The following is an 11,971-nucleotide window of genomic DNA, read 5'->3' on the forward strand; positions in this document are numbered from 1 at the left end:
GGCCGCCGACGGCCGTCATGACAGGATGACCGGTCGTGACGATTCGGGTGCTGATCGCGGACGATCAGGAGATGGTCCGCCGGGGGCTGCGGCGGATACTGGAGAGCCGGCCGGACATCGAGGTGGTCGGCGAGGCGGCGGACGGTGTGGCGGCCCTGGAGGCGGCCCGCGCCCTGCGGCCCGACGTGGCCCTCGTGGACATCCGTATGCCGCGCATGGACGGTCTGGAGGTCACCCGCAGGCTGGCCGGCAGCGGTACCGGAACGGGCCCCGGCCCGGCGGACGGTACGGCCGGGCCGCTGCCCAAGGTCCGGGTCGTCGTCGTGACCACCTTCGACCTGGACGAGTATGTGTACCCCGCGCTGCGGCACGGCGCCTGCGGCTTCCTGCTGAAGCGCTCGGGCCCGACGCTGCTGGTCGAAGCCGTGCGCGCCGCGGTCGCCGGGGACAGCCTGATCAGCCCCTCGATCACGGTCCGGCTGCTCAAGCACGTCACCGGCTCCCGGCCCGCCGCGCCCCGCGCCCTGGAGGCGCTGACCGAGCGCGAGACCGAGATCGCCGGGCAGGTGGCCGCGGGCCTGACCAACGCCGACATCGCCCGTGAACTGTTCATCTCGCCGGGCACGGTCAAGACCCACGTCGCCAGCATCCAGCGCAAGCTGGGCGTACGGAACCGGGTCGGCATCGCGGTGCACGCCTGGGAGATGGGATACGCGGGGCGGGAGGCTCCGCGGTGGTGAGCTTCGGCGGGATACGCAGGCCCGGAACACCGGGGGCCGGGACGCCGGGGGCCGGGACGCCGGACGGCGGCGTGGTGTCGGGGCGGCGGACGGCCTGGTCCGCTGCCGGGGCACTGTGCCTGCTCCTGCCGGTGCCGCTGGTCCGGGGCGGGGCACCGCTCGAAGCCCTGGTCGCGGCGCTGCCCGCCGTCGTGGCCGCGTTCGTCGCGCCGATGCGCCGGCCGTGGGGCCGGAGCCGGCCGTGGGGCCGGATCACCCTCACCGCCGCCGTGGTCACCGCGGCCGTGCTGTCCCTCACCGTCGACCTCGTCTACCGGGGGCCGAAGAGCTACGCGGCCCTGTGGGAGTTCGCCGAGGCTCCGGCGCTGCTCCTGCTGGCCGCCCGGCAGATCCGCCGCGCACCGGCCCGGCAGGCCGCCGTGGGCGGGTTCCTGGCGGTGGCGGCGTTCGTCCTGCTGCCGCTGCGGTTCCTGCACGCCGATCCGCCCGTGAAGAGCGGGGCGGCCGTCCTGGTGAGCGCACTGGCCCTGTTCGTCGCGGTGGGCGTGGGCGGCCTCGCGCTGTACCTGCGGGCCCAGGAGGACCGCCGTCACCGCGCGGTGGCGCAGGCCCGCCGCGACCAGCGCCTCGAAGTCGCCGGTGACCTGCACGACTTCGTGGCGCACGAGATCACCGGCATCGTGCTGGAGGTGCAGGCCGCGCGCTTCGCCGAGTACGACCGGGAGCAGACGGCGGAGCTGCTGGCCCGGCTGGAGGACGCGGGCCTGCGCGCACTGGACTCGATGGACCGTACGGTACGGACCCTGCGCGACCCGGAGGGCCAGGCGGCGGCCGACGGCCCGGACGCTCACCGGCACGGCGGCGCGGCCGACGGAGGCGAGCTTCCGCCGACCCGGCTGTACGGGCTGGCGGACCTGGCCGAGATGGTCGAACGGTTCGGGGCGACCGGCGTACAGGCGTCGCTCACGCTCGACGACGCCCTGCCCGGCACCCTGCCCCGCGCCGCCGAGGACGCCGTACACCGGGTCGTACTGGAAGCGCTGACCAACATCCGGCGGCACGCGGCCGGTGCGGGCCTGGTGAGCGTGGAGGTCACCGGCGCACCGGCCGGTGACGGGCCGGGGGACGGCCGCGGGGTGGCGGTGACGGTCACCGACGACGGCGGCGGCCGTCCGGCGGGACCGCTGGGCCTCCCTCGGCACGGCGGCGGCACCGGCCTCGCCGCCCTCACCGCACGCGTCGAAGCGCTCGGCGGCACGCTGGCGTACGGGCGGCACGGGGCGGGCTGGCGGGTGCGCGCCGTACTCCCGACGGCCTGAACCGGGACGCCGGACGGTCCGCCGAGGCCGCTCTCCGGACCGCCGCGCGATATCTGCCGAACGGCAGATGTGCCCCGGCCGCCGGCCCCCGATCCTCGGAGGTGCACCCATTCCCGCACCTCGGAGGAGCGATTCCGGTGGTTCCACGCAGCACCCGTACGACCGGCTTCCGCCTCGCGGCGGCCGTCGCCGCCCCGCTGGCCGCCCTCGTCCTGACCGGCTGCTCCGTGGACGCCAAGTCCGCCGCACCCGCGGTGAAGACGTTCCCCTTCACCGGCCGGACGCTGAACGTGAAGACCCACGAGATCCCGGCCGACCTGGTCGCCACCGACCGCAAGGACATCAAGGTCACCCGCTGGTTCGACGCGAAGAGCGGCACGAAGACGCTGCGGTGGGAGCTGACGGGGGACACCCTCGACCTCCAGGCCGGGTGCACCGGCCTGGCCATCTGCGACGCGCGCTTCAAGGTCGAGGTGCCGCGCGGCGTGGCCGTCCTGCGCGACGGCGCGAAGACGGAGCTGGACGGCGGAGCGAAGAAGGAACGGGACGGCGGCGTGAAGAAGGGCCCGCAGGACGGCCGGAACACCTCGCACGGCAAGGACCACACCCGCGCATGACCACCCTCGAACTCCTCGGTGTCAGCAAGGTCTACCGCGGTGGCAAGCAGGCCGTGGACGGCCTGACCCTCCGCATGGGCCCCGGCCTGCTGGGCCTGCTCGGCCCGAACGGCGCCGGCAAGTCCTCCCTGATGCGCATCGCCGCCACCCTCACCCGGCCCACCGCCGGACAGCTCCGCTACGACGGTGAGGACGCGGTGCGGCGCCCCGGGCCGCTGCGCGCCGCCCTGGGCTACCTCCCGCAGGACTTCGGCGTCTATCCGAACCTGACGGCCCGCGAGTTCCTGGCCTACCTCGCCGCCGCCAAGGGCGTACCCGCGGGCCGGGCCCGCACCCGCATCGGCGAACTGCTGGAACTGCTCAACCTGACGGAGGCGGCCCGCCGCCCGCTGGGCGCGTACTCGGGCGGCATGCTGCGCCGCGTCGGCATCGCGCAGGCCCTGCTCGCCGACCCCAAGGTGATCATCGTAGACGAGCCGACCGCGGGCCTGGACCCCGAGGAGCGGGCCCGGCTGCGCAATCTGCTCGCCGAACTGGCCATGGAGCGCGTCGTGCTGCTCTCCACCCACATCGTCTCCGACATCGAGTCGGTCGCCGGGGACATCGCCGTCGTCGCGGGCGGCCGGCTGCTGCGCCGCGGCACGCCGGAGGAACTGCTCGCCGAGGTGGCCGGGCAGGTGTGGGAGGTGCTGGTCGGCACGCAGGACGTGGCGGCGGTGCAGGCGCGGCACGTCGTCAGCCGGATGGTCCGGGCACCCGAAGGGGTACGGGTACGGCTGCTGTCGCCGGTCCGGCCGTACGAGGGTGCGGTGCAGCGGACACCCGACCTGGAGGACGCGTACCTGGCGACGGTCGGCGCGGGAGGCGTCCGATGAGCGTCGGCGGGCTTCCGGTTTCGACGGGCATCGGCAGGCTTCCGGTTCCGATGGGCATCGGCAGGCTCGGCCGGCTGGCGCTGGGCGACGTCCGTGACCGGGTGCGTCGCCCTGCGTACGCGGTGACGCTGCTGGCCGCCGTCCTCCTGGGCTACCTCGCCGTTCCGCAGCCCGCATCGCACTGGGTCATCCTCCAGATCGGCGATTTCCGGGGCACGTACAACAGCGCGTATGTCGGTGTCGCCACCGCCCTCGCCGCGGCGCTGTGGCTGCCGCTGGCCGGGTTCTACGTCGTACGCAACGCCCTGGCCAGGGACGAGCGTTCGGGTGTGGGGCGGCTGCTGGCGGCCACCCCGCTGCGGACCACGGGCTACTTCGCGTCGAAGCTGCTGAGCAACGTGCTGGTGCTGGTCTCGATGCTGGGCGTGCTGGCGGTCACCGCGGTGGTCATGCAGCTGGCGCGCGGCGAGTCGTACCGCATCGATCCGGTGGCGCTGCTGAAGCCGTTCGTGGTGGTCGCGCTGCCGCTGATGGTCGTCACCGGGGCCGCTGCGCTGCTGTTCGAGTCGCTGCCGGTGTTGCGCGGCGGGGTGGGCAACGTCGTCTGGTTCTTCGTGTGGATGGTGCTGGTCCTGGGCGGCCAGCGGCCGGACGCCCCGCTCGGCGGCATCGGCGTACACGGCGCGGTGGCCTCGATGGCGGGCGACCTGGCCGCCCAACATGCCCACGTGACAGGCGAGTTCAGCCTCGGGTTCACCTACCTTGACCAGCCGCTGCGCACGTTCGTGTGGCACGGCTTCACGCCGGAGCAGGGCTTCGTGCTGGGCCGGGCGGGCCTTGTCCTCGCCGCCGCGGCGCTGGCCCTGCTGCCCGCCCTCTGGTTCGGCCGCTTCGATCCGGCGCGCGGGGGAGCGCGCGGCGCGACGGCCGGCCGGAGGGTGCAGGCGGCGGCCCCGGGGATCGTCCCGGGGCCGCCCCCGCCCCACGGCCCCACCACGGCACCCCCCTCCCCTGCCCACCGGCCTCTTCCGTCCCTGAGCTTCGCCTCCGCCACACCCCCCGGCGCTACCTTCCACGGCCTTCTCCTGGGCGAACTCCGCATCCTTCTCCAAGGCGTCGCCTGGTGGTGGTGGACCGGCGCCGCCCTGATCTCCATCGTGGGCCTGTGTGTGCCCACGGCGGGCGCGGCCCGGGTGGTCCTGCCGCTGGCCTGGATCTGGCCCGTACTGATCTGGTCCCGGCTCGGCGCCCAGCGCCACGAGCACGGGGTGCAGGCCCTGCTCGGCAGCTACCCGGCCGGCCGCCGCCGCGCGCTGGCCGAGTGGTCCGCGGGCTTCGCCCTCACGGCGGCAGCCGGGTCCGTACCGCTGCTGCGGCTGGCGATGGCGGGGGACTGGCCGGGCGTGGCCTCCTGGGCGGGCGGTGCGCTCTTCATTCCAGCGCTGGCCCTGGCGCTGGGCTCGCTCTCCCGTACCCACCGCCTCTTCCAGGCCCTGTACCTCCCGCTCTGGTACTGCGTCTTCAACGGGCTGCCGCTGCTCGACTACATGGGCGCGACCCGGGCCGAAGGCCGGCCGGCCGCGCTCTCCCCCCTGCTCGTCGCCGGGCTCGCCGCCCTGCTGCTGGCCGGGGTCGTGGCAGCGGCGGGCCCTCTGCGCCGGGCCCCGGCCGTCTCGTAGGGTCGAAGGGCGGCACGCTGCCGACCGTACGGAAGCGGCCGCCCCAGGGCACCTAAGGAGCAGAGACCGACCATGAGCGACACCGTCTGGGGCGGGGACCAGCTGGACCTCGACGCGTACCTGGCACGCATCGGATACGCGGGCGAGCGCACGCCGACGGAGGCCACCCTGCGGGAACTGCACGCCCGCCACGCGGCCACCTTCGGCTTCGAGAACCTGGAGATCGTCCTCGGACGGCCGGTCCTGCTGGACCTGAAGTCCCTCCAGGAGAAGATGGTCGGCCGCCGCCGCGGCGGCTACTGCTACGAGCAGAACCTGTTGTACGCCGCCGCCCTGGACCGGCTCGGCTTCGACGTCTCGGGGCTGGGCGCCCGTATCCGCATGGGCGATGCCAAGATCCGGCCGGTCACGCACGCACTGCTCAGGGTGCGGCTGGACGGCGAGGACTGGATCACCGATGTCGGCTTCGGCGGCGAGGCGCTGCTGGCGCCGCTCCCGCTGCGCGAGGGCATCGAGGCGCGGCAGGGCGGCTGGACGTTCGGCCTGGTACGGGAAGGCGCGGACGGCACCTGGGTGCTGCGGTCGCGGCACGAGGACGGCTGGTTCGACCTGTACGCCTTCGGCACGGAGGCGCGTTACCCGGCCGACTACGGCGTCTTCAACTACTACATCTCCACCCACCCGCGCTCGCCGTTCACCGGCCGGCTGGTGGTCCAGCAGCCCGGCCCCGACCTGCGGCGCACCCTGATCGGCACGGAGCTGACGCTGACCCGCCCCGACTGGTCCCGGGTGGTGCGCCAGGTCCCGGCCGAGGAACTGCCGGCCGTACTGGAGTCGGACTTCGGCCTCGTACTGGACGGGCGGGACGCGGCCGATCTGGTGGCCCTGCACCGGGAACAGCCGGTGGCGTAGGGCAGGCCGATGCGGGTCATCGGCCCGCAGGTCCTCGGCCCGCAGGTCCTCGGCCCGCAGGTCCTCGGTGCGGGCCGAGGGCAGGCCCCGGTGAGCGGCCGGGCGCGGTTACCGTACGACCGCGAACCCCTCGATCTCCACCAGCGCCGCCTCGTCCCACAGCCGCGTCGCGCCGATCACCGCCATCGCCGGGTAGTCGCCGCCGACCAGCCGCTTCCACACCTGCCCGATGGCCGCCGCGTTGCTGCGGTAGTCGGCCACGTCCACGGCGTAGACCGTCAGCTTGGCCAGGTCGCCGGGGCCCGCACCGGCGGCCCCGGCGGCGGTCAGCAGATTGCTCAGCGCTCGCTCGAACTGCTCGACGACGCCGTCACCGACGATGCGGCCCGTCCCGTCCAGCGCGGTCTGCCCGGCCAGGAACACGATCGTCCCGGGCGTGGCCCGTACGGCGTGGCTGAAGCCGGTCGGCGGCGACAGGTCAGGCGGATTCACCCGCTCGAAGCCGCCGGTCCCGCCGGGCCCTTGTTCCCCACTCGTCACCGATGTGCCCCCTTCATGTCCGGTGTGCCCCTCCGCGCTTCAGGCCCGGTGTGCGCCCTCCGCGGCCAACTCGTACCGCACTCCCAGGGATTGCAGCGCGTCCCGCTCTTCCTGCGGAAGCCGTTCGTCCGAGATGACGAGGTCGAAATCGGCCAGCGGCGCCAGCTCGTACAGCGCCTGGCGGCCGAACTTGGAGTGGTCCACCAGCAGCACCCGGCGCCGCGCCGCCGCCATCAGCGCCCGCTTGACCAGCACGTTCTCCTGCGCCTGGTGGTAGCAGTGGCCGTTGTCGACGGCGGAGGTGGACAGGAAGGCCACATCGGCGCGGAAGCTGCGGGCGATGTCGGCCGTGGACATGCCGAGGAAGGCGTTGAAGGCCGCGTGGTACTCGCCGCCCAGCGCGATCACCCGGATGTCCGGCTCCTCGGCCAGCTCGTTGATCACCTGGAGCGAGTTGGTGATGACCGTGTACGCGCCGCGTGAGGCGAGCGAGCGGGCCAGCGGCAGCGCCGTACTGGAATCGTCGATGATCACGGCCTGGCCGGGCTCGGCGATGGCCAGCGCCGCCGCGCAGATCGCCTCCTTCGCCGCCACCTGCTCATTGCCGCGCCAGCGCGCGTTCGACTCGAACAGGGCGTTGGGCGCGGCGGTCGCCCCGCCGCGCACCTTGCGCAGCCAGCCCTGGTGCTCCAGCGAGTCCAGGTCGCGGTGGACCGTCATCTGACTGACGCCCAGCTCCTGGACCAGGTCCTCGATGCTGACCTGCCCCTCGGCCAGCACCCGGTCCGCGATCCGCTTGCGCCGGTCCTTGGGGCTCAGCTTCCCCTCGGGAACCGCGGCCCCGCCGGGCTTGTCACCGGCCTTGCCGACGGGCTTGCCGTCGCCCCTGTCGTCGCTCTTCGCGGACCGGTCCGCTCCCGTGGCCGGTGCCGAGGCGTCTGGAGTTGCTCCGGTGTCGGCCAACGCTGATCCCTTTCCGTACGTGCTCGGCTGTCCGCCGAGTCTATGGCGTGGTCACGCCCGGGGCCGCCGCCTCGCACAGGGCCCGGCCGTCGAGCGTTCCGCGCGCCGCGTACGGGCGGAAGCGGACGAACGCCGCCTCGTGGTGGAACGGCCGTACCCGGTGCGCCGCGACCGTCTCCCGGTGCTCCGGACGCCGGTCACCGTAGGCGTACGCCGTCATCTCGCGCAGACTGCGCCATACGGAGAAGGTGCCCACGAAGCGCGGCGGCCGGGCCAGCGCGGCCGACACCGTCATGGCCGGGTCGGCGGCGGCCGGCCCGGACGCCCGGGAGTTGGCGCGCAGGAACGGCCCCAGGCGGCGGAGCCGGGTCTCGCCCAGGGTGAGCACCACGACCTGCTCGTCGTCGTCCGCCGGGCGGGTGTCGGGCGCGACCTCGACGGGCAGGCCGGACCAGGAACCCCGTACCCCGAGCGGTTCGAGGCGCACATGGCACCCGGAGGCGAAGTGACCGGCCAGCGGATGGTCCGCCAGGAAGCGGTCCAGGGCGGCGTCGTCGTCCCACGAGGCGATCAGCGCGGCCCGCCCCGGGCGCAGCCGCGGCAGCCCGGCCGCGATGTCGCCGGTCAGCGCGGTCTGCGCGTGCCGCAGTCCGGGGAGGGCGCCGGGGCGCGGGCGGGAGCGCAGGACGTCGCGGGCGGCGCGGAGGCCGATGTCGGCGAGATGCACGGAAACGATCACTTTCGTACCCCGTTCCAGGGGCGGCCGGACCCTTGGTCCGATCCCCCTCAGCCGTAGTTACTACTGCGTATACTCATCGTTACACGCTTGAGTACACGCCCCAGTATCCGCCGAAGTCACCGCGAAGGCGAGCCCATGAGCGACATCGACCGGACGCGCGCGGCCCGCGCCGAGACCCGCAGGCGCATCGAGGACACCGCCGCCCGCCTCTTCGCCGAGCGCGGCTACGCCGCCACCACCATCGGCGACATCGCCGCCGGGGCGGACCTGAGCAAACCGATGCTCTACCGCCACTTCGACTCCAAGAAGGAACTCCACCTCGCCCTCCTGGAACGCCACCGCGACGAACTCGCCGCCGCGCCCGTCCAGCAGCTCCTGCACGGCGAGGGCGACCTGCTCACGCGCATGGAGGCGATGTACGACGCGTGGTTCGGGCATGTGCGGAGCCACCCGTACACCTGGCGCATGATGTTCCGCGACACCACCGGCGACCCGGAGGTGCAGGAATTCCACCGCGAACTGCAACGCCGCCAGCGCGCCACCGATGTGACGCTCCTGCGCGAGTACGTCCCCGGCCTGCCGGAAGCCGAGCTGGAACCGCTCGGCGAGGCGATCCGCAGCTCCCTCTACGGGCTTGCCCTGTGGTGGCTGGAACACCCCGAGCAGCCGCGCGAGGTGCTGGTCGCGGCGATGGTACGGATCACGCGGGGGTTGGTGATGACGGCTGAGGGGTGAGGCGGGGGCCAGGTCCCTCTTCGGCGTCGCCCTCGTGCCCGCCGTGCAGCGCAGCCCGCAGCCGCCCCGTCCAGAACGCCGTCGTCTCCCGCGCGAGCCGGGTCTCCGGTGCGTACATCTCGAAGCCGTGCCATGCGCCCGGTACGTGGTGCAGCGCGACCGGCACACCGGCGTCCGCCAGCCGGCGGGCATAGGTGAGCCCGGTGTCGCGCAGCGGGTCGAGGCCGCAGACGACGACGCACGCGGCGGGCAGACCGCGCAGGTCGGCGGCGCGGGCCGCCGCCGCGTACGGGTGCGCGTCGGCCCCCTCGGGAACGTAATGCCGCCAGCCGCGCTGCACGAACGCGCCGTCGGGCAGCCGCGGGTCGTCGTCCGCGGGTGTCGGTCGCGTACCGGCCGTATCGTCCAGGTCGGGTACGACGAGCGACTGGTGGACGAGGGCCGGGCGGCCGCGGTCGCGGGCCATCAGCGCGACGGCGGCGGCGAGACCGCCCCCGGCGGACTGCCCGCCGACCGCCAGGCGCGCGGGATCGATGCCGAGCGCCGCCGCCTGCCCGGCCGTCCACTCCAGGGCGAGGAAACAGTCCTCGACCGCCGCCGGACACGGGTGCTCCGGAGCGAGGCGGTACTCCACGGACACCACCGCGGCCCCCACCGCGCGGACCAGCTCGATCGCCGTACGGTCCTCACCGGGCGGCGCCTGCCCGAACGTGTAACCGCCGCCGTGGAAGTGCAGCACGCCCGGCAGCGGGCCCGGCCTGTACGGCAGCGGGCCCGGCCCGTACGGCAGCGGGCCCGGCCCGTACGGCAGCGGCTCCGGCTCGTACGGCCCCGGCCCGTACGGCTCACCCGGCGCGTTCTCCGGCCGGTAGACCTCCACCGACAGCTGCGAACCGTCCGGCCGCGGCACCCCGAACCGCTCGCTCACCACCCCGGCGCGGTCCGCCGGGAACTGGCAGGCCAGCGTGTGCAGACCGGCACGGGTGCCCGCGATGTCCGCGTACGGATCGAGCATCGGCGGCAACCGCTCCAGCACGGGCACCAGCTCAGGGTCGACACGCAGCTCGGGATCGACACGCAGCTCAGGATCGACATGCACAGCAGGCACTCACCACTCCCACTACTCGGACTCGCCCGGCCCAGAGGGGCCCTCCTCCCCGCCTACCCCGACACCCGGCTTACGTCTCTACCTGCCGCCTACGTCTCCACCTGATTTCGCACCCCTCCTCACTTGGCGTCGGCATAGCACTCCACCACCGCCGTACTGAACGGGAACCGGACCGGCGTCTCGCCGAACGCGATCCGCCCCGCCAGCTCGGCGGCCTCCGCGACGGCCCCGGCCGCCGTCCGGGCCTCCTCCTCGGGGGCGTGCACGATCACCTCGTCGTGCTGGAAGAAGACCAGCTCCGCCCGGAGCGGCGCCAGCGACCGGCGCAGCGCGGCCAGCATCAGCAGCGCCCAGTCGGCGGCGCTGCCCTGCACCACGAAGTTGCGGGTGAACCGGCCGCGGGCCCGGGCCGCCGCCGTGCTCCCGTACGCCGGTGCCTCCTCCTGCGGCAGGCCCGCCTCGTCGGGCGGCGCCACGGAGGCGGGCGGGCACGTACGCCCCAGCCAGGTCCGTACGAGACGGCCCTCCTCGCCCGCACGCGCGGCCGTGTCCACGTACTCCACCGCGTCCGGATAGCGCCGCCGCAGGTCCGCCATGTGCTTGAGGGCGTCCCCGGACGTCTGGCCGTAAACGGCCCCCAGCAGCGCCAGTTTGGCCCGGTCGCGGTCACCCCCGAACGCCCGCGCCGCCAGGTCCGCGTACAGGTCGCGCCCGCTGCCCGCCACCTCCATCAGGCCGCGGTCCCGCGAGACCGCCGCGAGCACCCGCGGCTCCATCTGCTCGGCGTCGGCGACCACCAGCCGCCACCCCGGATCGGCCACCACGGCCCGGCGCACCACCTTCGGAATCTGCAGCGCGCCACCGCCGTTGGTGGTCCAGCGCCCCGAAACCGTGCCCCCGGGCAGGTACTCCGGGCGGAACCGGCCCTCGTGCACCCACTGCTGCAACCACGACCAGCCGTGCGCGGTGTGCAGCCGGTACAGCCGCTTGTACTCCAGGAGGGGCGCCACCGCCGGGTGCCGCACCTCCTGCAACTCCCACTTACGGGTCGAGCGCAGCGCGATGCCGGCGCCGGCGAACGCCCTGACGATCTCGGCGGGCAGATCCGGGCGCACCCGCACGCCCTCCCCGAACGCCCGCGACACCTCCTCGGCCAGCTCCGCCATCCGGCGCGGCTCCAGGCCGCCCGGATACCGCTCGCCCAGCAGCTCGTCCAGCAACTCCCGGTGCACGTCGGCCCGCCACGGCAGCCCGGCGCGCGTCATCTCGGCGGCCACGAGCATCCCGGCCGACTCCGCGGCCAGCAGCATGCGCATCCGGTCCGGGTGCTCGGCCCGCTCCGTACGCTCCAGCTGCCCGGCGTACACCTCCAGCAGCGCCGTGAACTCGTCCACGCCGGGCGGCAGCGGCACCGGGCCCGGCTCGAACAGCGACGGCTGCGTCTCCGCGCCGCGCACCGGCGGGTCGTCGGGCACCGGCAGCCGGTGCCGCCGCGCCCACGCCGCGGCCAGCGACCGCGGCTGGCCGGACTGTCCCTCCTCGTGCCCGATCAGCAGCGCCTCGGCCGCCTCCACGTCGTAGCACCGCTCGACGCGCACCCCCGCAGCGAGCAGTCCGCGGTACGTCTCCGCGGTCGAGCGCCACACCCACCGCTCCGCCTGCGGACACGCCCGTACGGCCTCCACCACGCTCGCCGCCCGGACCGGCGTCCCGACGGCCCGCCCGCCCCCGTCCACAGCACAAG

The 11,971-nt window shown here is 74.4% G+C and carries 12 protein-coding genes; 7 read left to right on the forward strand and 5 right to left on the reverse strand.

Annotated features, from left to right (window positions below; genetic code table 11):
* The first annotated feature begins 35 nt into the window (after positions 1-35).
* From IH45_RS0118035 to IH45_RS0118060, 6 genes are all read left to right on the forward strand, one after another.
* Positions 36-740, forward strand: a complete 705-nt coding sequence (locus IH45_RS0118035) for a response regulator (protein WP_030668789.1) — start codon at positions 36-38, stop codon at positions 738-740.
* Entirely contained in the window at positions 734-2,059 is a 1,326-nt protein-coding gene (locus IH45_RS0118040; protein ID WP_234440577.1) for a sensor histidine kinase, read from the forward strand. The genes IH45_RS0118035 and IH45_RS0118040 overlap by 7 nt, the downstream gene beginning before the upstream one ends.
* A 137-nt stretch (positions 2,060-2,196) precedes the next feature.
* The gene (locus tag IH45_RS0118045; RefSeq protein ID WP_050514953.1) at positions 2,197-2,676 is read left to right on the forward strand and encodes a hypothetical protein; all 480 of its coding nucleotides are present in this window, start codon (positions 2,197-2,199) and stop codon (positions 2,674-2,676) included.
* Positions 2,673-3,551 (forward strand): ATP-binding cassette domain-containing protein, encoded by an 879-nt coding sequence (locus tag IH45_RS0118050; protein WP_030668795.1) that lies wholly within the window; start codon positions 2,673-2,675, stop codon positions 3,549-3,551. The genes IH45_RS0118045 and IH45_RS0118050 overlap by 4 nt, the downstream gene beginning before the upstream one ends.
* A 50-nt stretch (positions 3,552-3,601) precedes the next feature.
* Positions 3,602-5,230, forward strand: a complete 1,629-nt coding sequence (locus IH45_RS0118055) for a hypothetical protein (protein WP_030668798.1) — start codon at positions 3,602-3,604, stop codon at positions 5,228-5,230.
* A gap of 72 nt (positions 5,231-5,302) precedes the next feature.
* Positions 5,303-6,142, forward strand: a complete 840-nt coding sequence (locus IH45_RS0118060; protein WP_030668801.1) for an arylamine N-acetyltransferase family protein — start codon at positions 5,303-5,305, stop codon at positions 6,140-6,142.
* A 108-nt stretch (positions 6,143-6,250) separates the two neighbouring features.
* Here the strand turns inward: IH45_RS0118060 and IH45_RS0118065 are convergent, their stop codons facing one another.
* The 3 genes from IH45_RS0118065 to IH45_RS0118075 are packed head-to-tail and all read right to left on the reverse strand — an operon-like array spanning position 6,251 to position 8,384.
* Positions 6,251-6,682 carry a RidA family protein gene (locus tag IH45_RS0118065; protein WP_050514954.1) on the reverse strand — a complete coding sequence of 144 codons (432 nt, stop codon included), beginning with the start codon at positions 6,680-6,682 and terminating at the stop codon, positions 6,251-6,253.
* Between the two features lie 39 nt (positions 6,683-6,721).
* Positions 6,722-7,645 (reverse strand): DeoR/GlpR family DNA-binding transcription regulator, encoded by a 924-nt coding sequence (locus IH45_RS0118070; RefSeq protein ID WP_078897632.1) that lies wholly within the window; start codon positions 7,643-7,645, stop codon positions 6,722-6,724.
* 40 nt (positions 7,646-7,685) lie between these two features.
* The gene (locus IH45_RS0118075; protein ID WP_030668807.1) at positions 7,686-8,384 is read right to left on the reverse strand and encodes a hypothetical protein; all 699 of its coding nucleotides are present in this window, start codon (positions 8,382-8,384) and stop codon (positions 7,686-7,688) included.
* A gap of 135 nt (positions 8,385-8,519) precedes the next feature.
* Here IH45_RS0118075 and IH45_RS0118080 point away from each other — a divergent pair, with 135 nt between their 5' ends.
* Positions 8,520-9,119, forward strand: coding sequence for a TetR/AcrR family transcriptional regulator (locus IH45_RS0118080; protein WP_030668810.1), 600 nt, complete (start codon positions 8,520-8,522; stop codon positions 9,117-9,119).
* On the opposite strand, the gene IH45_RS0118085 is transcribed toward IH45_RS0118080, so the two are convergent.
* Both IH45_RS0118085 and IH45_RS0118090 read right to left on the reverse strand, forming a co-directional pair.
* The gene (locus IH45_RS0118085; RefSeq protein WP_463607453.1) at positions 9,085-10,218 is read right to left on the reverse strand and encodes an alpha/beta hydrolase; all 1,134 of its coding nucleotides are present in this window, start codon (positions 10,216-10,218) and stop codon (positions 9,085-9,087) included. The genes IH45_RS0118080 and IH45_RS0118085 overlap by 35 nt on opposite strands.
* A 128-nt stretch (positions 10,219-10,346) precedes the next feature.
* Positions 10,347-11,963, reverse strand: a complete 1,617-nt coding sequence (locus IH45_RS0118090) for a bifunctional 3'-5' exonuclease/DNA polymerase (RefSeq protein WP_063763014.1) — start codon at positions 11,961-11,963, stop codon at positions 10,347-10,349.
* Positions 11,964-11,971: the final 8 nt, after the last annotated feature.

It is taken from the genome of Streptomyces rimosus subsp. rimosus (assembly GCF_000720725.1).
Classification (GTDB): Bacteria; Actinomycetota; Actinomycetes; order Streptomycetales; family Streptomycetaceae; genus Streptomyces; species Streptomyces rimosus_A.